Source organism: Kitasatospora sp. NPDC001664, from assembly GCF_053596675.1.
Map to the genome: position 1 here is coordinate 368,283 of NZ_JBSFGS010000003.1, position 24,594 is coordinate 392,876.

A 24,594-nucleotide genomic window follows, 5' to 3' on the forward strand; every position below is an offset into this window, starting at 1 on the left:
TTGTGGCACCGGAGCTCGGGTGATGTGCCGTTCCGGACCGTGACGGCGCGCCCGGCATCGGGCATACTGCACAACGCCAAGCCCTGTGAACGAGCGTTCACCGCGATCCGGTGGTGCTCGGGCCGACCTGCCGCGCCGACCCGTACCCTCCGGGCCGGCGCCCGACCGAGGAGGCGACGAACCCTCATGACTTCCGCCGCTGCCAAGCCCGTGGACCGCCAGCTGCCGAGCGAGGAGGCCCGCGAACTCCTCGCCCTGACCCGGGACCTGGTGCAGAACGAGCTCCGCCCCCGCGCGGCCGAGGACGAGGCCGCCAACCGCTTCCCGCGCGAGGTGTTCGCCACCCTCGGCGAGGCCGGGCTGCTCTCCCTCCCCTACGGCGAGGAGTACGGCGGCGGCGAGCAGCCGTACGAGGTCTACCTCCAGGTGCTGGAGGAGCTGGCCGCCGGCTGGCTCGCGGTCGGCCTCGGCGTCAGCGTCCACACCCTCTCCTGCCACGCCCTGGCCACCTTCGGCTCCGAGGAGCAGAAGCGTCGCTGGCTGCCCGGCATGCTCGGCGGGGCCCAGCTCGGCGCCTACTGCCTCTCCGAGCCGCAGTCCGGCTCCGACGCGGCCGCGCTGCGCACCCGGGCCGAGAAGGACGGCGGCCAGTACGTGGTGAACGGCACCAAGGCCTGGATCACCCACGGCGGGCAGGCCGACTTCTACAGCTCGATGGTGCGCACCGGCGAGGACGGCCCGCGCGGGATCAGCTGCCTGCTGGTGCCGGGCGACGCCGAGGGCCTGTCGGCCGCGCCGCCGGAGCACAAGATGGGCATGCGCTCCTCGCCCACCGCCCAGCTGCACTTCGACGGCGTGCGGGTGGACGAGGACCGGCTGGTCGGCGAGGAGGGCCAGGGCTTCCAGATCGCCCTCTCCGCGCTGGACTCCGGCCGGCTGGGCATCGCCGCCTGCGCGATCGGCGTGGCCCAGGCCGCGCTGGACCTGGCGGTGGAGTACGCGGGCACCCGGCAGCAGTTCGGCCGCCCGATCGCCGAGTTCCAGGGCCTGTCCTTCATGCTGGCCGACATGGCCACCAAGATCGAGGCCGGGCGTTCGCTCTACCTCGCGGCGGCCCGCCGCCGGGACGCCGGGATGGCGTTCTCCAAGGAGGCCGCGATGGCCAAGCTGTTCTGCACCGACGCGGCGATGAGCGTCACGGTCGACGCCGTCCAGGTGCTCGGCGGCGCCGGCTACACCCAGGACTTCCCGGCCGAGCGCTACATGCGCGAGGCCAAGGTGCTGCAGATCGTGGAGGGCACCAACCAGATCCAGCGGCTGGTGATCGGGCGTCACCTCAGCGGCCGCTGAAGCGTGTAGTCACCACGGAGGGCGCCGGTCCGCACGGGGGGACCGGCGCCCTACGGGTTTGCGCGAGGTTTCAGGGGCGTCGCGGCGGACGGGCGGTCAGTGCCGGACCAGGCCGCGCGAACGCTGCTGGGGCACCCGGGCGCGGCGCTCCAGCGGGCCCGAGCCCGGGGCGCCCGCGTGCGAGAACGGGTGGGTGCGCCAGTCGAAGTCGGCCGGCAGGCTGATCAGCTCCATGCCGTTCGGCTCGGCGTGCTCGGCCGAGTCGCACTCCGCGAGCTCGGCGGTCGGCGCGCCGGTGCCCGGGCAGAGCTGGGCGGAGAAGGGGTGCCAGGCGGTGGGCAGGACGGCGTGCTGCGGCAGCCGGTCCTCGTCGCCGAGCAGCGCGATCGGGCGGTCGCACTCGGGGCAGTGCACCCGGAAGATCTCCCAGGTCTCCATCTCGCCCGGGTCGACACCCGGGAAGTCCTCGAAGTCGAGGCGTTCGTGATCCTCCGCAGCGGTGCGGGAAGGCTGTTCGACAGCAGGCATGTGATCCCCCTCGGATCTGGCCCGGCCTTCGTCGGCCCCGGCCAAGAGCAGCACTTCCCGCTGACGGGGACTCATAACCCTGCGGAGGGCCGCAGTGTGATGCACACCGTGTGCTCTGGGCCACATTCACGCGGCATGTGCCACCTGCGCGCCCCTCGCGACCTCGTCACGACCTCGTCACGTCCTCCGCGCTTCCTCCCCGCGGGCCCGGCGCCGCTCCGGGCGCCGGCCAGGGCGGCGCGCCGGCCCCGGCCGCCGCTGCGGTCGTCAGCCCCGGCGGGGCCGGCGGATCTTCATGTCGTCCATGCTGGTGACCTGGCTGCGCAGTTCGCCGTGGCCGACCCCGCGGGCCGCCAGTGCCGCCGCGGCACGCTCCTCGGCGGCCGGGCCCGCCGCCTCGTCCGCCAGCTCGGCCGGCTGGCGGACCACGCAGCGGTAGCTGAAGGCGTGCAGCTGCTCGTCGTAGACCAGGGTGCCCTCGTCGGTGAAGGCGGCGAACAGGTGGCTGTGCTGCGGGGCCCGCGCCAGCAGGGTGGTGCGGTGGTCCTCGTCGAGGTCGGCGAAGACGCCGCGGACGATCACGCGGTAGGTGCGCTCGGTCATGGGTGGTGCCCTTCCGGGGTGGTGGGGTCCTGCCCGGCGAGCAGGACGGCGAGTCCGTCGAGGAGGCGTTCGAGGCCGAACTCGAACCGCTCGTCCATGCCCGGGCCGGTCAGGGCGCCGGCCAGGGCGGTCAGGTGCGGGAAGTCCTCCGGCGGCAGTGCGGCCAGCTGCGCCCCGGCGGCGTCGGCGGCCGCCCGGCGGTCGGCGCCCATCGCCTCGGCGGCGGAGAGCGGCCCCTGCTCCTGGAGCACGAAGCCCTGGACGAACGCGCCCAGCAGGTAGTTGACCATCGCCGCGTCCGGGTCCGAGAACCCCGCCGCGCGCAGGCGCCCCAGCTGATCGTCCATCAGACGCAGCAGCGCCGGCCCGGGCGCCAGGCGCCCCGCCACCACCTTCGCCGCGTCCCGCCGGTCCAGCAGGTGGCGTCGGTACCGCAGGCAGTACTCCCGCAGCTGCTCCCGCCAACTCCCGTGCGGGGGCGGCGCCTCGGCATCGGTCATCAATGCGTCCGACAGGAGGTCGAGGATCTCCTCCTTGTTCCGCACGTGCCAGTAGAGCGAGGGTGCCTGCACCCCGAGCTCGGCCGCCACCTTGCGCATGGACAGCCCGTTCACGCCCTCGCGCTCCAGCACCAGCAGAGCGGCGGCGGCGATCGCCGGGCGGCTCAGCGGCGCGGGACCTTCGCTGCCGGGCATGGGCGTACCTCCTCTAACGGTGTAAGGGAGAATCTATCCCTTACACCGTTAGAGGGGTACGGATTTTCGGCCGGGCTCAGCCCCGGCCGAAGTCGGGGATGGGGTGGTCCGGGGCGAGGGCGGTGGCGATGCGCTGGGTGATGGTCTGGGCGGTGTGGCCGCCGGGGGTGTTCGGGCCCTTGGTGGTGGTGACGGCGATGGAGAGGTCGTCGCAGGGGAGGTGGGCCTGGGAGGCGGTGTAGCCGTAGAAGAGGGGGTGCTGGGAGATCCAGTCGCCGAGCACCACCACGCCCATGCCGTAGTGGGTGGCCTCGGTCTGGGGGAGGCAGACCGTCTCGGGGCAGCGCTTGGTCGGGTGGCCGAGGCCGACCGTGCCGGGGTTCAGGAGTTCCGCGCGGGAGGCCTCGGAGAGCAGCTCGCCGCCGCCGATGCCGCCGGCCGAGCGGGCCAGGTCGCAGATGTCGGTGGTCTGGACGGCGCCCGGGGCGGTGGTCCAGGAGGGGTTCCAGAAGGTGGACTCCTCGTAGGTGCCGCGTTCGGCGGTGAAGGCGTGCAGGACCGGGGCGGGGATGTCCGGGGTGGAGGAGTTCCTGGTCTCGGCCAGGCCCAGCCGGTCCAGCACCTTCTCCTGGAGCAGCTGCTCCAGGGGGGTGTGGGTGATCTTCTCCAACGCGGCCCCGAGCAGCACGAAGTTGGCGTGCGAGTAGCTCCAGTTGGTGCCCGGGTCGTACCAGGGGTGCTGGTGCAGCGAGACGTCCACCAGCTCCCGCGCCGTCCACTGCCGGAACGGGTCCGCGTACAGGCCCTCGCCGAAACCCGGGGAGGTCACGTAGTCGACCAGGCCGGAGGTGGAGGAGCCGAGCATCCGCAGGGTGATGCGCTCGCCGTCCGGCAGGTCCGGCAGCCAGGTGGAGACCGGGTCGTCCAGGCTCACCACGCCCTCGTCCACCAGCTGGAGCAGGGCGGTGCCCAGGTAGCTGATCGCGATGTTGCCGTTGCGGAAGTGCATGGCCGGCTCGGCCGGGACCCCGGTCATCGACTCGCCGAGGGCGGTGGTGATCAGCTCCCGGCCGCCCCGGCTCACCCGCAGGATCACCGAGTTGAGCCCCATCTCGGCCTTCGCCGCCTCGGCGATCCGCAGCACCTCGCGGGCCGGCCCCTCCTCGGGCACCTGCGAGCCGACGCAGGGCCGGTGGCGCGGCTCACCGGCCGTCGCGGTGGCCGGGACGGCGAGGGCGAGCAGCGCGGTGGCGGCGGCCAGGCGCAGCAGGGTGCCGGGGCGGGAGGCTCTCATGTGCCCAGTCTTCGGTCCGGGTACCCCCGATCCGGGCAGCGCACCGCGGACCCGCCGCCGCCGTCACCCGTCGGGCCCTGACCCGCCGTCAACCCGGCCGTGGCGGGAACCGGACGCCCGGTGTCGGCGGAACGTCACCGGGCGCGCTAGGTTTGCGCCTTGTGGAGGATCTCGACCAACGCATCGTCCGGCTGCTGCTCGAAGACGGCCGGATGAGCTACACGGACCTGGGCAAGGCCACCGGCCTGTCCACCTCGGCGGTGCACCAGCGGGTGCGGCGCCTGGAGCAGCGCGGCGTCATCCGCGGCTACACCGCCATCATCGACCCGGACGCGGTCGACCTGGCGCTGACCGCGTTCATCTCGGTGAAGCCCTTCGACCCGAGCAGCCCCGACGACACCCCCGAACGCCTCGCCGGGCTGCCGGAGATCGAGGCCTGCCACAGCGTCGCGGGCGACGAGAACTACATCCTCAAGGTCCGGGTCTCCGCCCCCGGCGACCTGGAGGACCTGCTCGCCCGCATCCGCAGCGCGGCCGGCGTCTCCACCCGCACCACCGTGGTGCTCTCCACCCCGTACGAGGCCCGACCCCCGAAGCTCTGACGGGAACCGTCCGGGTGCAGACTGGTGCCCATGAGCGCACCCACCACCCACCGCACCGTGCTGCTGCGCGGCGGTTCCGTCTACAGCCCCGCCGACCCGTTCGCCACCGCGATGCTGGCCGAGGGGGAACACATCGCCTGGGTCGGCAGCGACGGCGCCGCCGAGGCGTACGCGGCGACCGCCGACGAGGTGGTGGAGCTGGACGGCGCGCTGGTCACCCCCGCGTTCGTGGACGCCCACGTGCACGCCACCTCGGCCGGCCTGGCGCTGACCGGTCTCGACCTGACCGGCTGCCCCTCGCTGGCCGAGGCCCTGGAGCGGATCGCCGCCTTCGCCGCGGCCGGTGAGGGCGTGCTGATCGGCCACGGCTGGGACGAGGCCAAGTGGCCCGAGGGCCGCGCCCCGAGCCTCGCCGAACTGGACGCGGCCGCCGGGGGAGCGGCCCTCTACCTCTCCCGCACCGACGTGCACTCCGCCCTGGCCTCCACCGCCCTGCGGGAGCTGACGGAGGGTCTGGCCTCGCTGCCCGGGTACCACCCCGAGGGCCCGGTGAGCCGGGACGCCCACCACGCCGTCCGGCAGACCGCCCTCGCCGAGCTGACGGACGCTCAGCGCCGGGCCGCCCAGCGGGCCACCCTGCGCCGCGCCGCCGAGCTCGGCATCGGCGCGCTGCACGAGTGCGCCGGGCCCGAGATCTCCTCCGAGCAGGACCTCGCCGCGCTGCTCGCGCTGGCCGCCGAGGGCGAGGGCCCCGAGGTCTTCGGCTACTGGGGCGAGCTCGCCCCGGCGGGCGTCGAGACCGCCCGGCGCCTGGGCGCCCTCGGGGCGGGCGGCGACCTCTTCGCGGACGGCGCGATCGGCTCGCGCACCGCCTGCCTGCACGCGCCGTACGAGGACGCCGACCACACCACCGGCACCGCCTACCTGACGGCCGCTCAGATCGCCGACCACGTCACGGCCTGCACCGAGGCGGGCCTGCAGGCCGGCTTCCACGCCATCGGGGACGCCGCGATCGCGGCCGTCCTGGAGGGCGTGCGGACCGCCGCCGGGCGGGTCGGCCTGGAGGCCGTCCGGGCCCGCCGGCACCGGGTCGAGCACGCCGAGGCGCTCGACGAGAAGTCCATCGCCGCCTTCGCCGAGCTCGGCCTGACCGCCTCGGTGCAGCCCGCCTTCGACGCCTTCTGGGGCGGCGAGGACGGCATGTACGTCCAGCGCCTCGGCGCGGAGCGGGCCGCCGCCCTCAACCCCTTCGCGGCGCTGCTGCGGGCCGGCGTCCCGCTGGCCTTCTCCTCCGACGCCCCCGTCACCCCGCTCGACCCCTGGGGCACCGTCCGGGCCGCCGCCTTCCACCACACGCTGGAGCACCGGGTCTCCGTCCGCGCCGCCTTCACCGCCCACACCCGGGGTGGCTGGCGCGCGATCGGCCGTGACCAGGACGGCGTCCTCGTCCCCGGCGCCGTCGCCAGCTACGCGGTCTGGGCCGCCGGCGACCTGGTCGTCCAGGCCCCCGACTCCCGCGTCGCCGGCTGGTCCACCGACCCCCGCTCCGGCACCCCGGGCCTGCCCGACCTCACCCCGGGCACCCCGCTCCCGACCTGCCTGCGCACCGTCGTCCGGGGCCGCACCGTCCACACGGCCTGAGAGGGCCCGCTACACGCCGACGTACACGCCCTGGAGGGACCCGACCAGCAGGACCACCACCCCGCCCAGGGCGGCGAGGCCGCAGGCGGACAGGCCCAGCGCGAAGGCGGCCTCCCGGGCGGTGCGCGCCCCTGACCGGCGGACGACCACCTCCGAGGGGTCCCCGGGGGCGTAGGCGACCTCCAGGGTGGCGGAGGCGCTCTTGGCCCACAGGGAGCGGCTCACGCCGTCGGTGTCCGTGTACGCGTACGTCCACGGCTGGTCGGGCAGCCGCTCGGCCTCGACGGTGATGCCGTGGCGGAGCAGGTACCGCTGACGGTGCGCCAGCCAGAGCCCGCCGAGGCCGACCGCCGTCATCGCCACGCCCAAGGCGCCGCACAGCAGGCTCATCACACCGAGCACGATCCCGGTGAGCCCGCCCGTGGCGATGCCGGTGGCGGCGGACACGGCCGTCACCACGAGGCCGAGCACGAGCGCCCAGCGCTTGAGCAGGCGGATCCGCCGCTGCGGCCGCGTCTCGGCCACGGTGCTGGTGACGACGACGGCCTCCTCGTCGGGGTGCTCGGGCAGCGCTGCGGTCACCGCCGCGGCGAAGACCGCGGCGGCGGCGCTGCTCACCCCGGCGACCCGGTGCACGGCGGCCCCGGCGGCCAGCTCGACGCTCACCGACCGGTCCTCCGCGCGCACCCGGCGGACCGCCGCCAAGGGGATCCGCAGCTGCGCGTGCGGGCGGGTCAGGACCAGGGCCTCGCCGTCGAGACGCAGCACGGCGCCCTGGCTTCCCCGCAGGACGGGTATCGGTGACGTGATCGACATGATCGTGATCGTAGGAGCGGACGGGGAGGGGCGGAAGTCCACGGGGTGCACGGGCCTGGCTCCCGTGTTCCGGGGTCTCCGGGGTACCGTCTTCCGACCAGAATGGAAGCGCGTGCACAGCAGAGAGGTGGTGCGCAGGTGGCACTGCCCGTCGAACAGGAACGCCCCGTGGCGGAAACCGAGCCCGAGACCCCGGTCCAGCGGAGGCTGATCCGGCTGCCGGACCTGCGCCGGACCGGCCTGGCCGTGGCCGCCGGGCTGCTGCTCGCGCTGGCCTTCCCGCCGTACGGCCTGTGGCCGCTGTCGCTGGTCGGCGTCGCCGCCCTGTCGCTGCTCACCCGTGGGCGGACGGCCCGTCAGGGGGCGTGGACGGGCTTCGCGTTCGGCCTGCCGTTCTTCCTGCTGCTGCTCAGCTGGCTGCGGGTGATCGGCTGGGACGCCACCGTCGGACTCTCCGTCATCGAGGCGCTGTTCATGGCCGCCCTCGGCTCGGGCCTGGCCGTCACCTCCCGCGTGCGCGGCTGGCCGCTCTGGGCGGCCTGCCTCTGGGTCGCCCAGGAGTGGGCCCGGGACCGGATACCGCTGGGCGGCTTCCCCTGGGGCCGGCTGGCCTTCGCCAACACCGCCAGCCCGTTCACGCCGCTCGCGGCGCTCGGCGGTGCCCCGCTGGTGACCTTCGCCGTCGCGCTGAGCGGAGCCCTGCTGGCCTGGGCCGCGCTCCGGCTGCGCCGCGGTGCCCGGCCCGCCGCGGCGGCCGGCGTGGCGGGCGCGGTGGCCGCGCTGCTGGCCGGGTACCTGGTGCCCGTCCCGACCGCCGCCGACGACACCCTCAAGGTCGCGGTGATCCAGGGCGACGTGCCGAGCCCCGGCATGCACTTCCTGGGCCGCCCGATGACGGTGCTGCACAACCACGCCCGGGCCACCGAGAAGCTCGCTGCCGACATCGCGGCCGGCCGGGCGGAGAAGCCCGACGTGGTGATCTGGCCGGAGAACTCCTCCGACCTCGACCCCTTCTCCGAGCCGCTGGCCCGCGCCCGGATCGACGAGGCCGTGAAGGCGATCGGCGTGCCCGTCCTGGTCGGCACCCTGGTCGACGGCCCGGACGCCCAGCACGTGCAGAACCAGGGCATCGTCTGGGACCCGAAGACCGGCCCCGGTGCCTCGTACACCAAGCAGCACCCGGTGCCGTTCGGCGAGTACGTGCCCTTCCGTGACCAGCTGTCCAAGGTGATCACCCGGCTGCAGATGGTCGCCCGCGACTTCTACCCGGGCACGAAGAACGGCGTCATGGACCTCGGCCCGGCCCGGATCGGCGACGTGATCTGCTTCGAGGTCGCCTACGACGGCATCGTCCGCGACACCGTCAACGAGGGCGGCCGGGTACTGGTCGTGCAGACCAACAACGCCACCTACTCGGAGACCGGCCAGCCCCAGCAGCAGCTGGCGATGTCCCGCCTGCGGGCGGTCGAGCACGGCCGCGCGGTGCTGATCGCCGCCACCAACGGGATCAGCGCGATCATCGCCCCCGACGGCACGGTGGTGCAGGAGAGCAGGCTGATGACCGCCGCCGAGCTCAGCGCGGTGGTCCCGCTGCGGGACGGCAGGACGGTCGCGGACCGGGTCGGTGCCGGGCCCGAGTGGGTGCTGGCGCTGACCGGCCTCGGCGCCTGCGCGCTGGTCGCGCTGGGGGCGCTGCGCCGGCGGAGGGGCTCCGGAACACCGACCGGTTCCTGACCGTTGTCCCAGGTGGCGCCCGGGGTGCGGGCCGGAGAAGCCGGCCCGGTCCAGAGCCGGGTGCCACGACGGAGTGGATCAGAACCGTGAGCCAGCACGTACCCCCGGCCCCCTCTGCCCCGCCGCGCAGCCGTGTGCGCCGGGTGCTGCCGCTGCTGATCGCCGCCTGGCTGGTGCTGGAGATCTGGCTGCTGACCGTGGTCGCCTCGGCGACCAGCTGGTTCGCCGTGATCCTGCTGCTGGCCGGCGGCGCCTTCCTCGGCGGCTGGCTGATCAAGCGCGCCGGGATGAAGGCGATCTCGGCCGCGATCGAGCAGAGCAGGTCCCCGCAGTCCGCCCAGCCGCAGACCGGCACCAGCATGACCGTGCTGGCCGGGACGCTGCTGATCCTGCCGGGCTTCCTCTCCGACGTGCTCGGCCTCTCGCTGCTCTTCCCGCCCACCAGGGCGCTCTGGCGCTCGCTGGGCCGCCGCCTGGCGGGCAAGGCGCTGCGCTCCACCTCCCCGGTCGGTGCGGACCGCCTGGCGGACGCCGTGCGCCTGCAGGAGCAGCTGCGCATCCACCGCCCCGACGGCAAGGTCATCCAGGGCGAGGTGGTCGACCCGGCCACCGGCCCGGCCAAGGGGCCGGACACCGACTACCGTCCCCCGATCGCCGGCTGAGGGACGAGCTCGGAAACACCGAGGGGCCCGGGCTTCCTGATCGGAAGCTCGGGCCCCTTCGGTGCTACGGGGTACTGCACGGGTACTACGGGGTCAGGCGCTCTTGCGGGTGTCCCGCGGGTGCACCGCGAGGTTCATCCCACCGGAGCGGAGGACGGCCAGGCGCTCTGCCAGGACCTCCTCGAGCTCCTCGCGCGTCCGACGCTCCATCAGCATGTCCCAATGGGTACGCGTCGGCTTGGTCTTCTTCTCCTCCGGCTCATCACCGTCGAGCAGCATGGCCTCCTGGCCACAGAACCGGCATTCCCAGGCCGAGGGGATCTCCGCCTCGACGGAGAAGGGAACCTCGAACCGGTGTCCGTTCTGACATGCGTACTCGACGGTCTGGCGGGGAGCCAGGTCGATTCCACGGTCGGTCTCGTAGCTGGTCGCCCCGAGTCGCGTGCCGCGGAGAGCTCGCTCGCTCATGAAATCGTGCCTCCCGGGCTTCTGGCCCACAGGACTAGTGGTCTGTCATCGTCGTTCGGTCAACGCTCGGCCACCGACGAAGATTCCCGTTCCGGGGCGTGCGTCGCCTGTCGTGCCGCCACTGTTTGTACCCATCGTCGCCCGATTTGTCACATCTGAACGTATTTATCACCCAGTGTGCCGTCATCGTTGCGCAGAGTTGTCCAGTTGGTCGCGGCCAGACAGCTTAGCGGTTACGGATTCACCACACGGGACGGGGGCGGATCGCGGGCGGTTCCTTCGGCATGTCGGGCACCGCGGGGGCGGGTCCGTCGGTGGCGGAGGACGCGGCCGGGGCCTTCACCAGCGGGTCGGCGGCCGCCTCGGTGCGGGTGTCGCGGTGGGGGAGCAGGGCGATCACCGCCTCGCGCTGCGCGGTGGGGGCCTCCTCGTCCAGCGGGTCCACCGTGACCGGCACCTGGAGGCGGACGGGGGCGGCGGTGCCGAGGCGGGCGTAGCCGCGGCCGGGCTCGGTGCGGCCGGCCGCCGGGGTGATGTCCAGCGCGGTGGCGAGGGCGGCGGAGGCGGTCTCGGCGGTGGTCTGGCCGAGCACCACCCGGGCCCGGGTGGTGGCCCGGGCGGTCGGGGAGATCCGCTCGTACGCCGTCAGGTCCTCGGCGATCACCACGGTGACCCGGGCCGCCCGGCCGTGCCGCAGCGGCAGCTCCAGCAGCTCCTGCGGGTCCGGGCGGCCCTCGGCGTGGGCCAGCTCGGTGAGCTCCGTGGGGTGGTCGAGCAGCAGCCAGAGCGGGCGGGTGACGTCCTCGGGGACGGCCACCCCGTGGTGGCGGGCCGCGTTGAGGGCGGAGAGGCGGCGCTCGGTCTCGTTGGCGGCCCACTCCAGGGCTGCCAGGGTGCCGCGCAGGCTGGTCTCCACGGTGTGCACGCCGGGGCGGTTGACCAGGCAGGCGTGCTCGCCGGTGCCCGCGCCGTCGATCACCATCAGGTCGCCGTGGCGCAGCGCCTGGAGGGCGATCGAGCGCAGCAGGGTGGAGGTGCCGGAGCCGGCCGTGCCGAGGGCCAGCAGGTGCGGCTCGCCGGCCCGCGGGCCGGTGCGCCAGATCACCGGGGGCTGCTGCGCGGTGGCGCCGCCCTGGGTGACCGGGATGGTGCGCTGGCTGTCGTGGCCGTCGGTGAAGCCGAGCACGATCTCGCCGGGAGCGGTGACGAAGGGCTGGGCCCAGACGTCGGTGGGCAGCGGGGCCAGGGCGCTCACCCGCAGCCGGTTGGACTCCTCGTCCCAGTCGAAGCGGTACTCGCGGCCGCGGCCGGCCTTGCCCTGGATCACCTGCTCGATCCGGGCCCGGGCGGAGGGCTCGGTGTCGGTGAACCAGGCGGGGTAGGCGAGGTCCAGGGTGGACAGGCGGCCCTCCCCGTCGAACTCCCAGCCGCTGAAGGCCGCCTTGTGGCTGCCCTCGGCGGAGTACAGCGGGCTCGGGTCGTCCAGGCCGGCCAGGTACGGGGTCAGCGCGGCGTAGAGGGCCGCCAGCTTGAGGTCGCCGGCGTCCGGGGCGGGCGCCGCGGGGGCGGCCTTGGGGGAGCGTCCGTACCAGGCGGCGCTGGCCATCACGGCGATCAGGGCGAACAGCGGGCCGCGCGGGATCAGGAAGACGCCGAGCACGGCGGCGGCGGTCAGGAAGAGCGTCGGGCCGCGCTTCTCCTTGGGGGTGGCGGCCCAGCGGGCCTTGGCCCAGTCGGAGTGGTGGCGCAGGCCGCGGCCGAGCACGGTGAGCGGGGCGAACATGTCGGCGGCGTGGTCGCCGGCGGTGCGGGCCAGGTCGCGGCCTCGGCTGAGGTGGCGGGTGACGGACATTCGGCGGGACTCTCCGGGGACGGGGGAAGGGGACGGGAAGACGCTTCAGGCCCGGGGCGGTGGGGATCCGCACCCGGGCCGAACGGAGACCGGACCGTCAGAACTTGATGCCGCCGAGCAGGCTCGCGAGGCTCGCGCCGCCGGCCTGGATGCTCGGGGCGATCGAAGAGCCCGCGATGTAGAAACCGAGGAGTGCGCAGACGATCGCGTGCGAGACCTTGAGCCCGTCTCGGCGGAAGAACAGGAATGCGATGGTGCCGAACAGGACGATGCCGGAGATGGAGAGAATCACGCGACGGCTCCTCGGTCTGGGGACGACGGGACACACAGGAATTCGGCGTAACCGAAAGTGTCCTTATCGTGACAAAAAGTAATAGATGATGGAACGTGGCAAATGGGTGGTTTCCCGTAGAACCCCGACGTAGGGCGTACACGAGCGGCGAAATTCGCCCGAACGGCTGCCCCTACCGTCCGTGCGCGTGTCGTCCGCTACGGTGCGTACGGCACCACCGACCCCGATCCGAGAGAGGCCCCGTCAATGTCAGACTCCGCCGACGCTCCCAAGACCCCGGACGCCGAGGTCATCGCACTCGCCGGCAAGCTCTTCGACGCCGCCCGTCAGGGCGACACCGCACTGCTCGGCGCCTACCTGGACGCCGGGGCCCCGGCCGACCTGTCGAACGACCGCGGTGACTCCCTGGTGATGCTGGCCGCGTACCACGGCCACGCCGACACCGTCCGGGTCCTGCTCGGGCACGGCGCCGATCCGGACCGGGTCAACGACCGGGGCCAGACGCCGCTCGCGGGCGCCGTCTTCAAGGGCGAGGCCGCGGTGATCGACGCGCTGCTGGAGGGGAACGCCGACCCCAGGGCGGGCGCCCCGACCGCCGTCGAGACGGCCCGGATGTTCGGCAAGGACGATCTGGTGGCCCGGTTCGAAGGCCGCTGATCACGTCCGGACGGTGAGGCCGTAGGCTTGGCGGCCATGGAGATCCGCACCACCGGTTTCGCGCACCCCGACGCCGCCAAGCTCTCGGCCGAGGTCCAGCAGGAGTACGTCCAGCGGTACGGCGAGGGCGACCTGACGGTCATCCACCCCGAGCACTTCGACCCGCCGGCCGGGCTCTTCGTGGTGGGCTACCTGGACGGCGTGCCGGTCGCCTGCGGCGGCTTCCGGGTCAAGCAGGCCGGGCCGGACGACGTCCGGGACGGCGACGGCGAGCTGAAGCGGATGTACGTCTCGGCCTCCGCCCGCGGCCGGGGCCTGTCCCGGGCGGTGCTGCGGCACCTGGAGGCCGAGGCGCTGGCCGCCGGTCTGACCAGGCTGATCCTGGAGACCGGCACCGAGCAGCCGGAGGCGATCGGGCTGTACGAGTCCGAGGGCTACCGGCCGATCACCAAGTACGGCTACTACCGCGACCACCCGGAGAGCCTCTGCTACGGCAAGGAGCTCGTCCCGGCCGTCGCCTGACGGGCCGTCACCCGGCGGTCCTCAGCGGCCGTCCAGCCGCTCCAGGAACCGGCGGGTCTCGGCGGCGATCGGGTGGTGCGGGCCGTAGTGCCGCTCGGCGCCGAGCAGCACCTGGAGCAGTGTCGTCCGGGCCTCGGCGTCGGCACCGGTCTGCAGCTGCAGCCGGGCGATGCGGTGGCGGGCGTCCAGGGCGGGCGCCGCATCGGTGGCCGCGAGCCGGTCCAGCCCGGGGAGCGCGGCGCGGTACTCGGCGAGTGCGCCCGCGTGGTCGCCGAGGCGGTCCAAGCACTGCGCCGCCTCGGCCCGCAGGTGCGCGGTCCGCGGATCGTCCGGGCCGTTCCCGGTGACGGACTCCTCGATCAGCAGCCGGAGTTCGGGGAGCGCCGTGCCGAACATCCCGGCCTCCAGCAGCGTCGCGGCGTACTGCCTGCGCAGCATCAGGACGACGGCCGAGTGCGGGCCGTGGGTCTCCACCGCGACGGGCAGGGCCCGGCCGAGCGGGCCGACCGCGTCCGAGAGCCGTCCGGCGTCCAGCAGCCGTCTGGCCTCCTCGACGGCGGCGGCCACGTCCGTCTCCGGGGTGTCCGCCGCACGCGGGGCCGTCACGGGCGGTGCGGGCGGTGCGGGCGTCGGTCGGTCGGTCCAGGGGGCGTACGGCCGGCGGAAGGGCCGGGTCGGGTCCGTCGGTGGTCCTCCGCCGGAGGCGGCCGCCGGGCCTTCGGCCGGCCTCGGGAGCAGGGGTTCGAGCGCTCGGTACACCGCCGTCGCGTCGGCCGGCCGGTCGCGCGGGTCCTTGGCGAGCAGGTGGAGGACCAGCGCCTCGAGCGGCTCGGGAACCTCCGGCCTGATCGTGCGCAGCGGGGCCGGCGGCTCGTGGAGGTGCTGGTGCAGCAGGCCGAGCGGGGCGGTGCGGGTGAACGGGACGCTGCCGCTCAGCAGTTCGTGCAGGATCACGCCGAGCGAGTAGAGGTCGGTGCGCGGGCCGACCGGATCGCCGATGGCCTGCTCCGGAGCCGTGTACGCCGGGCTGCCGAGGTGCGTCCCGGTGAGGGTGAGCCGGGAGGCGTCGCTGTCCAGGACGGTGGCGAGGCCGAGGTCCAGCAGGACCACGGTGCCGTCGGTGCGGACCATCACGTTGCGCGGCTTGAGGTCGCGGTGCACGGCCGGCAGCGCGTGCACGGCGGCCAGCACCGAGCAGAGCTGGGCCGCCACGGCGACCGCCCAGGGCCAGGGGTACGGGTCCTGCTCGGCCAGGTGGTCGGCCAGGTCCGACCCGCGGACGTACTGCATCACCAGGCAGAGGTCGTCCCCGTCGTGCGCGACGTCGTGCACGGCGACCAGGCCCGGGTGGTCGATCCGGGCGGTGACACGGCACTCGCGGGCGAACCGGCGCCGTAGGTCCCCGGCGTGCTCGGAACCGGTGATCCGGTCCGGCCGGAGGAGTTTGACGGCGACCCGGCGGTCGAGGGTGTGGTCGTGCGCCGTCCACACCTGGCCCATGCCGCCCTGGCCGATCAGGGTGGTCAACTCGTAGCGTCCGCTGATCAGACGGGCCCTCACGGAGCGTCCTGCTGCTTCAGGTAGGCGCTGAGTTCGTCAAGTCCGGAGCGGACTTGGTCGACCCGTCGCTGGTTCGGCACGGCCGGGAGGGCGTAGCCGGTCACGGGTGGAAGCACGGCGGCGTGCGGCGCGGGCAGCGGGTGGCCGTACCAGACGGGCGGGTTGCCGGGCACCGCCGGGGGAGGGGGAGCCTGACGACGGGTCAGACCGACCGCGGCGGTGTAGGCCGACACGAGGGCCGCCTGGCTGAGCAGGATCAGCATGGCGATCGCGACAGAGGTGTCGTCCGACCTGCCGATCAGGAACCCGCTGCCCAGGACCACGGCGAGCGAGGCGCAGAAGAGCAGCCAGTCGCGGAGCCGCCGGTGGACCAGGGCCGGGACCAGCAACGGCAACCACGCGAGGAAGCCGAGGCTGCAGACCGCGATCAGGGCCAGGGCCGCCCGCAGGAGCACGAGCCACACCCGTACCGCACTGCCGGGCGTCGGCGGGGCCGGGGCCGTCGGGGTCGGGCCGTACATGGCGGGACTCCTCCGGCGCTGTGGGTGGGGGCTGGCTGTCTGCCGGAGGGCAGCTTACAGATCGCTCCGGGGTCCGTCTGCCGGTCTAACGAGGCGCCAGGCTCCCGTCGGTGAGGCCGTCGTAGAGGCCCTGGACGAGCTGCTCGCCCAGCCCGGCCGCCGTCCGGTACGCCGCCTCGAAGTCGGCCAGGGCGCGGAACCGCTCGCCGTACAGCCGCTGGTCGGACAGGGGCAGCCGCGGCACCTGGAGGCGGCGCACGTCCAGCCGGACGGCGGACGAGGTGAAACTGCTGGCCTGCTGGTTGTTGGCGGTGCCGCGCACGAAGCCGGACAGGAACCACGGGTCCAGGACGGCGGCATCGGGCCTCAGCAGGTGCACGTTGCGCCCGAGGGCGGCCCCGGCGGTGGCCGGGCCGACGACCCGGGTGACCGTGCCGCGGCCGAGAACCGGTACCAGGACGTCCCCGACCCGGAGGAGCACCGCCTCCTCGGCCGCGCCCTCGGGCGGGGCGCCGGACGGCGGTCCGCCGGTCAGCACGTCGTGCTCGGTCAGGATCGGCGGGCCGCCGCCCTGGCCGCCCCCGGGGCCGCCGGTGAGGACCACCAGGGCACCGCTGCGGGCGAGATCACCGATGCTGGTCATCGCCCAGCGGCCGGGCCGGGTGGCCGGCCCGGCCTTCGGCGCCAGGTCGGTGGCGCTCCGCAGGGCCGCGGTGAGTTGCTGGTGGAGCCCGGCCAGGGCGGCCCGGCCGGGCTCGACCGCCCGGGCCGGCAGGTGGCGGGCCGGGGTCACGTCCACGTCGTCGTCGAGCAGGTCGACCAGCGGGACGGTGCGGCTGAGGCCGGGGCGCTCCGTGGTCGCGCCGTCCCGGTCGAACTCCTGCCAGGCCGTCAGCACCGCGCCGCGCAACTCGGGCCAGGGCAGCCGGTCCTGGCCGTCCGGGCGGTCCGCGACGTTCACCACCAGCAGCTGCTGCGGCTGGGGCGCGTGGGCCGCCGGGCGGCGCAGCACCCACAGGTGCAGCGGGATGCCGAACGGCGGGGCCGCACCGGCGGGCAGGGCGACCACGGCGCGCAGGGCGCCGCGCCGCAGCAGGTCGGCCCGGATGCGGCGGCCCGAGCGGCGGGAGGCCGCCGCCGGGGGCATCAGCAGGACGGCGGGGGCGCCGTCGTCCAGGTGGCCGAGGGCGTGCTGGACCCAGGCCAATTCGGACTCGGTCCTGGGCGGCAGGCCGTACTCCCAGCGGGGGTCGTAGGCGAGCTCCTCGTGGCCCCAGGAGCGCTCGTTGAACGGGGGGTGGCAGAGCACCGCGTCGGCCCGCAGGCCCGGGTGGGCGTCGGTGCGCAGGCTGTCGCCGACCCGGATCCGGACGGGCGCGTCGGTGTGCAGGGCGAGCCGCAGCGCGGTGAGCGCGGCGAGGTCGGGGTCGGACTCCTGGCCGGTCACGGTGGAGCCGGGTCCGGTGGCCAGCAGCAGGCCGCCGAAGCCGCAGGCGGGGTCCAGGACCAGCCCGGCGCGGCCGGCCAGCGCGGCCATCAGCTCGGACAGCGGTGCGGGGGTGAGGGTGTACTGGCGCGGCCCGGCCTCCAGGTGACGGCCCATCAGGAACTCGTACGCCTGACGGGCCCCGGTCTCCTCGGCCAGCTCCGCGCACCCGCGCACCAGCGGCAGACGGTCCGTCAGCCCGGGCCCGTCCGGTACGGCGACGGGGTGGTCCTCGCCGAGGCGAGCGCGCAGGGCCTCGGCGAGCGCGGAGGGCAGCTCGCGGGCCAGCTCGGCGTCGTCGGTGGCGATCAGCCGCTGCCAGGCGGCGGGGTGCTCGCGCAGCAGCAGGACGGCGCCGATCAGGCGCAGCGCGGTGGCCGCCCCGGCCGGGTCCTGCTCGACCTGCTGCCAGAGCCGCTCGCGCAGCGGGACCTGGTCGACCTTGCCCTGGTCGCGCAGCCAGCGTTCGACCTCGGCCAGGTCGAAGACCGGGCTGGTGTCGGTGCCGCCGACCGGCTTGGGGAAGTCGCCGTGCCGCCGCCGCCAGTTGCTCACCGCGGCTCGGCCGACGCCGGCGAAGCGGGCGATTCCGGCGGCGGTGACCTCGGTCCTGTTCTCCGTCACTGAGCGGGCCCTTCCGTGGCGGCGTGCTGGGTGCGCTCGCATCCTACAACCTTCCTCACGGCGTGAACGGCTGTTGACGCGGTTCACAGTGCATGCTGTGATTGGCGCGCCACTCACCTGGTCCCGTCCGCCCGAAAGGTGCCCACCCCTCATGTCGCAGTTCCTCCGCAGATCCGCCGTCCTCACCTGCGGCGCCGGTCTGGTCCTCGGTCTCGTCGCCTGCCAGCCGAAGGGCGACATCCAGACCGGTGGTGCGTCCCCTGCGGCCACCGCGAGCACGTCGTCCTCGCCGAGCCCCCGCAAGTCCACCGGCACCGAGGGGCTGCCCAACGGCGCCCAGCTCGCCGCGATGCTGCTGCCCGCCGAGGCGCTGCCGACGCTCAAGCTCAACCCCGACAGCGTCCGCAGCACCGGCACCGGCTTCAATCCGCCGATCTCCCCGACCGCCGTCCCCCAGGACCAGGTCTGCAAGGCCTTCGACGGCTCGGCCTGGAGCAACGTGGCCGGGTACAGCTACGCGTCCTTCGCGCAGAACGACTACACCGACGAGTCGCAGGACATGTTCGCGCAGGAGCTGGAGACGTACCGGGGCGACGACGCCCGGGTGGTGATGGGCAAGCTCCGGGAGGCCCTGACCGCCTGCCACGGCTACGTCTCGGAGCAGGACGGCGTGAAGCACAAGGTCACCATCGAGCTGAAGGAGCTGCCCGGCGTCGGGGACGAGGCCGTCCAGGCCGTCCGCACCGCGCCGACCTGGACCGGCGGCGCCACCCTGGTGGCCGCCCGGGTCGGCAGCGTCGTGGTGACCACCTACTACAACGACCAGCGCAACACCGGGTCCGCCGGCATCGACCTGACCAAGGCCCTGGTCAAGAACGTGACCGCCGCGCGCTGACCGCGCCGCCCGGCGGTCGGCCACCGAACGGCGGCGGGCCCGGCACCACGAGGGGTGTGCCGGGCCCGCCGCTCCCACGGGGCCGCCGTCAGGCGGACTCCCCGGCGAACAGCCGGGCCAGGGCGACGGCGACGGGCTCCGCGTACCCCTCCGGCAGCCGCTCGGCGGCCCAGGCGGCGGCCAGCGCCCGGAAGTCCGCGAGGTCCCGCTCCACCCCGGCCAGCAGCCGCTCCAGCTCGCCGTGCGTGAGCTCGATGACCGCGCTCGCCGGGTCCTCGGCGTCGACGGTGAGCCGGACCGAGCGACCGTTGCCGTCCGCATGCGGGCTCAACGGCGGGTGCCCGTACCAGAGTTCGCCACCCTGTGGGACGGCGTACCAGTCCCGCCACGACTCCAGACCGTCGCAGCAGGCCGGGTTGAACACCACGCCGGTGCCGGTGTCGGTGACCTGCAGCCCGCCGAAGGCCACCAGGTCCTCCGGGGTCAGCAGGCCCTGGAGGAGGGCGGCCGCGGACGCGAACGCCCGGTCGTCGTCCTCGCCGTCGTGGGAGCGGATCCGGTTGGCGGAGGCGATCGCCAGCACGGCCGTGCCGACCTCGGCCGGCGTCAGGCCGCCGTGCAGGGGCTGGAAGGAGAAGTCGGCCACCACGGACACCGGCCAGAGGGCGAAGTCCGCCGAACCGTTGACTTCCACCACGGGCTTCATCACGATCATCCCGGCAGTGTTCCGTACCCGAAGCCGGGGCCGCACCCGGTTTGCCGCGGGGGCCCGTTGACGAGGAGAGTCCGTGCAGCCGATCACCGACCGTCCGATCCGCTGGGGGATCCTGGCCACCGGTGGGATCGCCGCCGCCTTCACCGAGGACCTGGCAGTGGTGGAGGGGGCCGTGGCGCACGCCGTCGCCTCGCGCACCGAGTCCGCGGCGCGGGAGTTCGCCGGGCGGTACGGCATCCCCCGTGCGTACGGGAGCTGGCGTGAGCTGGCCGCCGACCCCGAGGTGGACGTGGTGTACGTGGCCACCCCGCACTCCGCGCACCACGAGGCCACCGCGCTGCTGCTGGAGGCCGGCAAGGCCGTGCTGTGCGAGAAGCCGTTCACGCTGAACAGCGGCCAGAGCGCCGAGCTGATCGCCACCGCGCGCAAGCGCGAGCTGTTCCTGATGGAGGCGATGTGGACCTACCTCAACCCCGCCGTGCGCCGGCTCGTCGAGCTGGTGGAGGACGGCGCGATCGGTGAAGTCCGGTCCGTCCAGGCCGAGTTCTCCTTCGCGGGCCCGACCGACCCGGGCCACCGGCTCTGGGATCCGGCGCTCGGCGGCGGCGCCCTGCTCGACCTCGGCGTCTACCCCGTCTCCTTCGCCCAACTCCTGCTCGGCGAACCGGAGTCGGTGCAGGCCCGGGCCTCGCTCAGCGACCGCGGCGTGGACGCCAACACCGCCGTGCTGCTCGGCCACCCGGGCGGCGCCACCGCGCTGCTGCACTGCTCCCTGGTCGCCCAGAGCGGCCAGCGCGCCGCCGTCCACGGCACCGGGGGCTGGATCGAGCTGGAGCGGGACTTCTTCCACGCCGCCGGCTTCACCCTGCACCGCGAGGGCCGCGACCCCGAGCCGTACCGGGCCGCCCCGGGCACCGGCCACGGCTACGGGCCGGAGGCCGCCGAGGTGGTCCGCTGCCTGCGGGCGGGGCTCACCGAGTCCCCCTACGTGCCGCTGGACTCGACGCTCGCGGTGATGCGCACCCTGGATGCCGTCCGCGAACGGATCGGCGTGCGCTACCCGGGCGAGTGAGACCCCGCCCGGGCAGCCGCCTGCTGCCCTGACCCGGCGTCAGGGCAGCAGGGTGCGCCAGTAGGACCAGAACCGCTCCAGCACCAGCATCGCCAGGACGGTGTACCAGAGCAGCGGCACCGTCCAGTGGTAGCGCCCCACCACCCGGCGCAGCCACGCCGAGTTGTGCAGCGAGAGGTACCAGGCGAGCGGTGCCACCACCGCCCAGACCACCAGGCAGTACGGGCAGAGCGCGCCGATCTCGTACAGCGCCTGGTCGGCCAGCCAGAGCACGAAGCCGACCCCGGCCAGACTGCCGAGCTGGAGGCCGGTCCAGTACCAGCGGCGGTAGGTGGCGCCCGCGAACAACCCCGCGCCGGTGGCCAGCACGACCGCGAAGGCGGCCAGGCCGAACAGCGAGTTGGGGACGCCGAAGGCGCTGGCCTGGTCGGTGCGCATGACCGAGCCGCAGCTGATCACCGGGTTGATGTTGCAGCTGGGCACGTAGGCCGGGTCCTGGAGCAGCCGCAGCTTGTCGACCGTCAGGACGCCCGAGGCGGCCAGGCCGAGGGCGCCGCAGACGGTGAGCAGCCAGGCCACCCGGCGGTCGGCCGAGGCGGCGGGGACCGGGGTGGCGGGGACCGGGGCGGTGGGGACCGGGGCGGTGGTGGCGGCGGTCACGGTGTGCCCACGCTCTGGCGGACCAGCGCGGCGAAGGCGTCGCCGGTGATGATCTGGTTGTTCGGGAAGACGTTCAGCGGCTTGTCGTCGAGCAGGACGGTGGGGGTGCCGCGCACGCCGCTGGCGTTGAAGGCCTTCGCCACCTTGGCGGCCCAGGGCAGGTAGGTGCCCTCCTGGACGGCCTTGACGAAGGCGTCGGTCTTCAGGCCCGGCACCTTCCCGGCCAGGTCGAGGATGGTGTTGACGTCACCGAAGCCGTCCTTGCGCTCGTCCGGCTGGTTGGCGTAGAGCACGTCGTGGAAGGCCTTGAACTTGTCCGGGCCCTCGTTGAGCGCGGCCCCGGCGGCGGCCAGCGCGGTCTTGGAGCCCTTGCCGCCGAGGTTGTCGTCGAGGAAGGCGGCGAGGTGGAACTCGATCTTGTAGGTGCCCTCGTCGGCCAGCTGCTGGATGGTCTTCCCGGCGCTGGTCTCCAGCTTCTCGCAGATCGGGCAGCGGAAGTCCTCGTAGACCTTGAGGGTGTGCGGGGCGTCGGCCTTGCCGTAGGTGACCACGGTGGAGTCCGGGCCGGTGGCGTTGGCCGGGACCACCAGTGCGGTCGGGGCGGCGACGGAGGCGGAGGCGGGTTCGGCGGTGGTGCGGGTGGCGGAGACCACGGCGACGGTGGCGCCGGCGAGGGCGAGCACGGCGACCACGGCGCCGGCCGTGGCGAGGCGGCGCCGGACGGTGGCGCGGCGGGTCTCCGCCTCGCGGGCCTCGGCGAGGCGCTCGCGGGCGGCGCCGGTCTTCGGGGTGTTCTTCGGGGTGTTCTTCTGGGTGGTCATGACGGTCCGTCAACTCCTGGGGCGCGGGCAGGCCGGGACACGGCCGTGCCGTCGGTGGGGTGAGCCGCCGGAGGGTCGGACCAGCAGGGGTGCGGGTGACGCGCTCCGTCAGCGGGCGAGGGCGAACTCGCGCGCCGGGGGCCCGCGCCGGGGCGCCGGGGTGAGGACCACGCCTTCACGCCGGGGGAGCAGGACGTCCGCGCGGAGCGGGGGCGTGAGCGCCCGCTCGGGAAGCGGAAGGGGGGCGAGCAGCAGCGCCCGCAGCGGCGGCGGCAGCAGCCCCGCCAGCAGCCGCAGCGCCTCGGCCAGGCCGGTCAGCGCCGCCTCGCCCAGCCGCAGCCAGCAGGCGGCGGCCAGCGCCAGCGCCAGGTGCACCAGCAGCACCAGCGCCTGCGCGCTGGTGGCGGCGGAGCCCGGAGCGTCGGTGAACAGCGGCCCGTTCAGCGAACCGCCGCCGCAGACCAGCAGGTCCACACTGCGCGCCGGGGCGGCACAGGCGTCCTGCCCGAGGTTGAAGGCCGCGTTGAGCAGCAGCTCGACCGGCACCATCACGGCCACCAGGTGCAGCAGCTTGCGCTGCCGCGCCCCGCAGGCCGCCAGGGCGACCAGGAAGACCGCGAGGGTGGCCACCAGGACGAGCGAGAGCGGCAGCGGACGGCCGGTCACCAGCACCTGGCCGAGCGCGGACAGCGGAACGGCGAGCGCGGTGAACACCGCTGCCCGCACCGCCTTCACCGCTCGGTCGCCACTCATCGTGGGGAGTATGTCACGCCGCCGCAGGGCCGCACGAGCCCCCGCACCCCGCGACAGCCGCTCCACGGCAGGCACCTGACGGACTGTCGGCCCGCCTTCCGGGGCTCGCGCGCGGCGCTGCCGCGAGTTGACACGCGCTCAGGGCGGCCACGGGCGGCGGTCTGGTGGTCCGATGGCGTGGGGACGGCACGGACCTCCGGTCCCGCCGCTTTCCTCGGCACGGCCGCGTCCGCCCGCTCGGCCCGCGCGGGCGGCTCCGCCGCGTCGGGCCTGCTAGGGGGCCAGATCGTGCCGGGTGGCCGCCCGCTGGCCGTGGGCCACGCCTTGGCGGCCCGGGTACGGCAGAGCCCCACCTGCCCTCGGCCCGTCGCCGTCACCCGCTCGGTCCGCGCCGCCGCGTCGGGCCCGCCGGGCGAGTCCGGTCGTGCCGGCTCGCCGCCCGCTGGCCGGTGGGCGACGGCTTGGCGGCCCGGGCGAGGCCGCGTCCGCCCGCTCGGTCCGCGCCGGCGGCTCCGCCGTGCCGCCGCGTTGGGCCTGAGGGCAGGTCGTGCCGGGCCCTCGGGATCCCTCCGCCCGATGGCCGGTGGGCGACGGCTTGGCGGCCCGGGCACGGCAGGGCCTCACCCGCCCTTGGCACGTTGCCTTCGCCTGCCCGCCTGCCCGCCTGCCCGCCTGCCCGCCTGCCCGCCTGCCCGCCCGTACGCCAGCCCGCGCCGGCCGCTCCGCCGGGTCGGGCCCGCCCGGGGCGCCACGCCGTCCCGGGTTCTCATCGCCCCTCCGCCCCGGGTGCCCGGCGGCGCGCGCGTGGCGCAGTCCCTCGGGTCTGCTCCGCCTGCCCGGCCTGCTCCGTCGGGCCCTGCCGGGGTGCGGTGGGTGCGGGCGTGGCGAAACCTGGAGGGGTCGGTCCGGAGAGAGGTGAGGGCAGTGGTGGCGGAGTCCACGGTGGAGCTGTTGGCGGTGCGGGTGGCCCAGCAGGTGGTGGTGCTGTCGGGGCTGGAGCCGCTGGTGCGGGCCGACGTGCCGGACTCCGTGCACCGGATGCGGGTCGCCGCCCGGCGGCTGCGCAGCGCCCTGCGCGAGTACGGCGCCCCGGGCCGCGCGCTCGCGGCCGAGCTGCGCTGGCTGGGCCGTGCGTTGGGCGGCGCCCGGGACGCCGAGGTGCTCGGTGCGGCCCTGGTCGAGGACGCCCTGGCCCTGCCGCCGGAGCTCGGCCCCGAGGAGATCGCCGCCGAACTGGCCGCCTGGACCCGTCACCGCAGCGAACGGGGCCGGGCCACCGCCCTGGCCGCGCTCGACAGCCCCCGCTACCGTGCCCTGCTCGGCGACCTTGGGGACCTGACGGCCCGTCCGCTCGACGGTGACGGCCTCCCGGAGCCCGCCGAGCTGGTGACGGCCGCCAGGCGACGGGTCCGCCGCCGTCTCAAGCGCGCCCGCAAGGCCACCGGCGCCGAGCGTGACACCGCGCTGCACGAGGCCCGCAAGGCCGCCAAGCGGGCCCGCTACCTCGGCGAGACCCTCGGGGTGCCCAAGCTGGCCGGGCGGATGAAGGCCCTCCAGGACGTGCTCGGGCTGCACCAGGACTCGGTGGTGGCCCGCGCGGCCCTGCGGGAGCTGGCCCGCGAGGGCCACGCCTTCGAGTACGGGGTCCTCTACGCCGGACAGGCGGCGGTCGCCCGGGCGGTCGAGCGCCAGCTCTGCTGACGTCGGGCCGGCCCCGCGCGCCGCCCGCATGACCGTCCGTCATACCGCCCGCGCACGGCCCGCAAGAGCG

General features: G+C 74.8%; 25 protein-coding genes. 10 read left to right on the forward strand and 15 right to left on the reverse strand.

Annotated features, from left to right (window positions below; all coding sequences use genetic code 11):
• The first annotated feature begins 186 nt into the window (after positions 1-186).
• Positions 187-1,350 carry an acyl-CoA dehydrogenase family protein gene (locus tag ACWCYY_RS06440; protein WP_345280984.1) on the forward strand — a complete coding sequence of 388 codons (1,164 nt, stop codon included), beginning with the start codon at positions 187-189 and terminating at the stop codon, positions 1,348-1,350.
• Between the two features lie 96 nt (positions 1,351-1,446).
• On the opposite strand, the gene ACWCYY_RS06445 is transcribed toward ACWCYY_RS06440, so the two are convergent.
• From ACWCYY_RS06445 to ACWCYY_RS06460, 4 genes are all read right to left on the reverse strand, one after another.
• On the reverse strand, positions 1,447-1,878 hold the full coding sequence (locus ACWCYY_RS06445) for a hypothetical protein (protein WP_345280982.1): 432 nt from the start codon (positions 1,876-1,878) through the stop codon (positions 1,447-1,449).
• 267 nt (positions 1,879-2,145) lie between these two features.
• Positions 2,146-2,481: a DUF6204 family protein gene (locus ACWCYY_RS06450; protein WP_345280980.1), complete on the reverse strand. Its 336-nt coding sequence runs from the start codon at positions 2,479-2,481 to the stop codon at positions 2,146-2,148.
• Positions 2,478-3,176, reverse strand: a complete 699-nt coding sequence (locus ACWCYY_RS06455) for a TetR/AcrR family transcriptional regulator (RefSeq protein WP_345280978.1) — start codon at positions 3,174-3,176, stop codon at positions 2,478-2,480. The genes ACWCYY_RS06450 and ACWCYY_RS06455 overlap by 4 nt, the downstream gene beginning before the upstream one ends.
• 76 nt (positions 3,177-3,252) lie before the next feature.
• Positions 3,253-4,470, reverse strand: a complete 1,218-nt coding sequence (locus tag ACWCYY_RS06460; protein WP_345280976.1) for a serine hydrolase domain-containing protein — start codon at positions 4,468-4,470, stop codon at positions 3,253-3,255.
• A 161-nt stretch (positions 4,471-4,631) separates the two neighbouring features.
• On the opposite strand from ACWCYY_RS06460, the gene ACWCYY_RS06465 reads away from it, so the two are divergent.
• Positions 4,632-5,072, forward strand: a complete 441-nt coding sequence (locus tag ACWCYY_RS06465) for an Lrp/AsnC family transcriptional regulator (RefSeq protein ID WP_345280974.1) — start codon at positions 4,632-4,634, stop codon at positions 5,070-5,072.
• Between the two features lie 30 nt (positions 5,073-5,102).
• Complete coding sequence (locus ACWCYY_RS06470; protein ID WP_449795299.1) at positions 5,103-6,713, forward strand: amidohydrolase; 1,611 nt, start codon at positions 5,103-5,105, stop codon at positions 6,711-6,713.
• Positions 6,714-6,722: 9 nt separating this feature from the next.
• Here the strand turns inward: ACWCYY_RS06470 and ACWCYY_RS06475 are convergent, their stop codons facing one another.
• A complete protein-coding gene (locus ACWCYY_RS06475; protein ID WP_449795300.1) occupies positions 6,723-7,529 on the reverse strand; it encodes a hypothetical protein in 807 nt (268 codons plus the stop codon).
• A 102-nt stretch (positions 7,530-7,631) separates the two neighbouring features.
• Between ACWCYY_RS06475 and lnt the strand changes: the two genes are divergently transcribed.
• Positions 7,632-9,263, forward strand: coding sequence for an apolipoprotein N-acyltransferase (gene lnt, locus ACWCYY_RS06480; RefSeq protein WP_449795301.1), 1,632 nt, complete (start codon positions 7,632-7,634; stop codon positions 9,261-9,263).
• 86 nt (positions 9,264-9,349) lie between these two features.
• Complete coding sequence (fxsA, locus tag ACWCYY_RS06485; protein ID WP_449795302.1) at positions 9,350-9,925, forward strand: FxsA family membrane protein; 576 nt, start codon at positions 9,350-9,352, stop codon at positions 9,923-9,925.
• A 93-nt stretch (positions 9,926-10,018) separates the two neighbouring features.
• On the opposite strand, the gene ACWCYY_RS06490 is transcribed toward fxsA, so the two are convergent.
• The 3 genes from ACWCYY_RS06490 to ACWCYY_RS06500 all read right to left on the reverse strand — a co-directional run bounded on the left by ACWCYY_RS06490 (position 10,019) and on the right by ACWCYY_RS06500 (position 12,537).
• A complete protein-coding gene (locus ACWCYY_RS06490) occupies positions 10,019-10,393 on the reverse strand; it encodes an RNA polymerase-binding protein RbpA (RefSeq protein WP_345286024.1) in 375 nt (124 codons plus the stop codon).
• 241 nt (positions 10,394-10,634) lie between these two features.
• A complete protein-coding gene (locus tag ACWCYY_RS06495; RefSeq protein WP_449795303.1) occupies positions 10,635-12,245 on the reverse strand; it encodes a hypothetical protein in 1,611 nt (536 codons plus the stop codon).
• A 97-nt stretch (positions 12,246-12,342) separates the two neighbouring features.
• Entirely contained in the window at positions 12,343-12,537 is a 195-nt protein-coding gene (locus ACWCYY_RS06500; protein WP_345286020.1) for a hypothetical protein, read from the reverse strand.
• A gap of 246 nt (positions 12,538-12,783) precedes the next feature.
• Between ACWCYY_RS06500 and ACWCYY_RS06505 the strand changes: the two genes are divergently transcribed.
• Both ACWCYY_RS06505 and ACWCYY_RS06510 read left to right on the forward strand, forming a co-directional pair.
• Positions 12,784-13,194, forward strand: coding sequence for an ankyrin repeat domain-containing protein (locus tag ACWCYY_RS06505; protein WP_345286018.1), 411 nt, complete (start codon positions 12,784-12,786; stop codon positions 13,192-13,194).
• Positions 13,195-13,230: 36 nt separating this feature from the next.
• Positions 13,231-13,716 carry a GNAT family N-acetyltransferase gene (locus ACWCYY_RS06510; RefSeq protein WP_345286016.1) on the forward strand — a complete coding sequence of 162 codons (486 nt, stop codon included), beginning with the start codon at positions 13,231-13,233 and terminating at the stop codon, positions 13,714-13,716.
• Between the two features lie 21 nt (positions 13,717-13,737).
• On the opposite strand, the gene ACWCYY_RS06515 is transcribed toward ACWCYY_RS06510, so the two are convergent.
• From ACWCYY_RS06515 to ACWCYY_RS06525, 3 genes are all read right to left on the reverse strand, one after another.
• A complete protein-coding gene (locus tag ACWCYY_RS06515; protein ID WP_449795304.1) occupies positions 13,738-15,276 on the reverse strand; it encodes a protein kinase domain-containing protein in 1,539 nt (512 codons plus the stop codon).
• Positions 15,273-15,797, reverse strand: a complete 525-nt coding sequence (locus tag ACWCYY_RS06520) for a hypothetical protein (protein ID WP_449795305.1) — start codon at positions 15,795-15,797, stop codon at positions 15,273-15,275. Before ACWCYY_RS06520 ends, ACWCYY_RS06515 begins: the two co-directional genes overlap by 4 nt.
• Before the next feature lie 85 nt (positions 15,798-15,882).
• Positions 15,883-17,907: an N-6 DNA methylase gene (locus ACWCYY_RS06525; RefSeq protein WP_449795306.1), complete on the reverse strand. Its 2,025-nt coding sequence runs from the start codon at positions 17,905-17,907 to the stop codon at positions 15,883-15,885.
• A gap of 151 nt (positions 17,908-18,058) precedes the next feature.
• On the opposite strand from ACWCYY_RS06525, the gene ACWCYY_RS06530 reads away from it, so the two are divergent.
• Positions 18,059-18,802 (forward strand): hypothetical protein, encoded by a 744-nt coding sequence (locus ACWCYY_RS06530; protein ID WP_449795307.1) that lies wholly within the window; start codon positions 18,059-18,061, stop codon positions 18,800-18,802.
• 88 nt (positions 18,803-18,890) lie between these two features.
• On the opposite strand, the gene ACWCYY_RS06535 is transcribed toward ACWCYY_RS06530, so the two are convergent.
• Entirely contained in the window at positions 18,891-19,517 is a 627-nt protein-coding gene (locus ACWCYY_RS06535; RefSeq protein WP_449795308.1) for a hypothetical protein, read from the reverse strand.
• Positions 19,518-19,590: 73 nt separating this feature from the next.
• On the opposite strand from ACWCYY_RS06535, the gene ACWCYY_RS06540 reads away from it, so the two are divergent.
• Positions 19,591-20,589 carry a Gfo/Idh/MocA family protein gene (locus ACWCYY_RS06540; protein ID WP_449795309.1) on the forward strand — a complete coding sequence of 333 codons (999 nt, stop codon included), beginning with the start codon at positions 19,591-19,593 and terminating at the stop codon, positions 20,587-20,589.
• 39 nt (positions 20,590-20,628) lie between these two features.
• On the opposite strand, the gene ACWCYY_RS06545 is transcribed toward ACWCYY_RS06540, so the two are convergent.
• The 3 genes from ACWCYY_RS06545 to ACWCYY_RS06555 form a co-directional block, all read right to left on the reverse strand.
• Positions 20,629-21,249, reverse strand: a complete 621-nt coding sequence (locus ACWCYY_RS06545; RefSeq protein WP_449795310.1) for a vitamin K epoxide reductase family protein — start codon at positions 21,247-21,249, stop codon at positions 20,629-20,631.
• The gene (locus ACWCYY_RS06550; protein ID WP_345286004.1) at positions 21,246-22,070 is read right to left on the reverse strand and encodes a DsbA family protein; all 825 of its coding nucleotides are present in this window, start codon (positions 22,068-22,070) and stop codon (positions 21,246-21,248) included. The genes ACWCYY_RS06545 and ACWCYY_RS06550 overlap by 4 nt, the downstream gene beginning before the upstream one ends.
• A 108-nt stretch (positions 22,071-22,178) precedes the next feature.
• A complete protein-coding gene (locus ACWCYY_RS06555) occupies positions 22,179-22,823 on the reverse strand; it encodes a hypothetical protein (protein WP_449795311.1) in 645 nt (214 codons plus the stop codon).
• 927 nt (positions 22,824-23,750) lie between these two features.
• On the opposite strand from ACWCYY_RS06555, the gene ACWCYY_RS06560 reads away from it, so the two are divergent.
• The gene (locus tag ACWCYY_RS06560; protein WP_449795312.1) at positions 23,751-24,524 is read left to right on the forward strand and encodes a CHAD domain-containing protein; all 774 of its coding nucleotides are present in this window, start codon (positions 23,751-23,753) and stop codon (positions 24,522-24,524) included.
• Positions 24,525-24,594 lie beyond the last annotated feature (70 nt).

What these genes read in the sequence shown, in the direction of transcription:
- ACWCYY_RS06450 (WP_345280980.1), bottom strand. Translation starts at nt 2,481, where the DNA reads ATGACCGAGCGCACCTACCGCGTGATCGTCCGCGGCGTCTTCGCCGAC.
- ACWCYY_RS06445 (WP_345280982.1), bottom strand. Translation starts at nt 1,878, where the DNA reads ATGCCTGCTGTCGAACAGCCTTCCCGCACCGCTGCGGAGGATCACGAA.
- lnt (WP_449795301.1), top strand. Translation starts at nt 7,632, where the DNA reads ATGGAAGCGCGTGCACAGCAGAGAGGTGGTGCGCAGGTGGCACTGCCC.
- ACWCYY_RS06550 (WP_345286004.1), bottom strand. Translation starts at nt 22,070, where the DNA reads ATGACCACCCAGAAGAACACCCCGAAGAACACCCCGAAGACCGGCGCC.
- ACWCYY_RS06460 (WP_345280976.1), bottom strand. Translation starts at nt 4,470, where the DNA reads ATGAGAGCCTCCCGCCCCGGCACCCTGCTGCGCCTGGCCGCCGCCACC.
- ACWCYY_RS06520 (WP_449795305.1), bottom strand. Translation starts at nt 15,797, where the DNA reads ATGTACGGCCCGACCCCGACGGCCCCGGCCCCGCCGACGCCCGGCAGT.
- ACWCYY_RS06475 (WP_449795300.1), bottom strand. Translation starts at nt 7,529, where the DNA reads ATGTCGATCACGTCACCGATACCCGTCCTGCGGGGAAGCCAGGGCGCC.
- ACWCYY_RS06440 (WP_345280984.1), top strand. Translation starts at nt 187, where the DNA reads ATGACTTCCGCCGCTGCCAAGCCCGTGGACCGCCAGCTGCCGAGCGAG.
- ACWCYY_RS06495 (WP_449795303.1), bottom strand. Translation starts at nt 12,245, where the DNA reads ATGTCCGTCACCCGCCACCTCAGCCGAGGCCGCGACCTGGCCCGCACC.
- ACWCYY_RS06505 (WP_345286018.1), top strand. Translation starts at nt 12,784, where the DNA reads ATGTCAGACTCCGCCGACGCTCCCAAGACCCCGGACGCCGAGGTCATC.
- ACWCYY_RS06555 (WP_449795311.1), bottom strand. Translation starts at nt 22,823, where the DNA reads ATGAGTGGCGACCGAGCGGTGAAGGCGGTGCGGGCAGCGGTGTTCACC.
- ACWCYY_RS06510 (WP_345286016.1), top strand. Translation starts at nt 13,231, where the DNA reads ATGGAGATCCGCACCACCGGTTTCGCGCACCCCGACGCCGCCAAGCTC.
- ACWCYY_RS06490 (WP_345286024.1), bottom strand. Translation starts at nt 10,393, where the DNA reads ATGAGCGAGCGAGCTCTCCGCGGCACGCGACTCGGGGCGACCAGCTAC.
- ACWCYY_RS06455 (WP_345280978.1), bottom strand. Translation starts at nt 3,176, where the DNA reads ATGCCCGGCAGCGAAGGTCCCGCGCCGCTGAGCCGCCCGGCGATCGCC.
- ACWCYY_RS06535 (WP_449795308.1), bottom strand. Translation starts at nt 19,517, where the DNA reads ATGATCGTGATGAAGCCCGTGGTGGAAGTCAACGGTTCGGCGGACTTC.
- ACWCYY_RS06530 (WP_449795307.1), top strand. Translation starts at nt 18,059, where the DNA reads ATGTCGCAGTTCCTCCGCAGATCCGCCGTCCTCACCTGCGGCGCCGGT.
- ACWCYY_RS06470 (WP_449795299.1), top strand. Translation starts at nt 5,103, where the DNA reads ATGAGCGCACCCACCACCCACCGCACCGTGCTGCTGCGCGGCGGTTCC.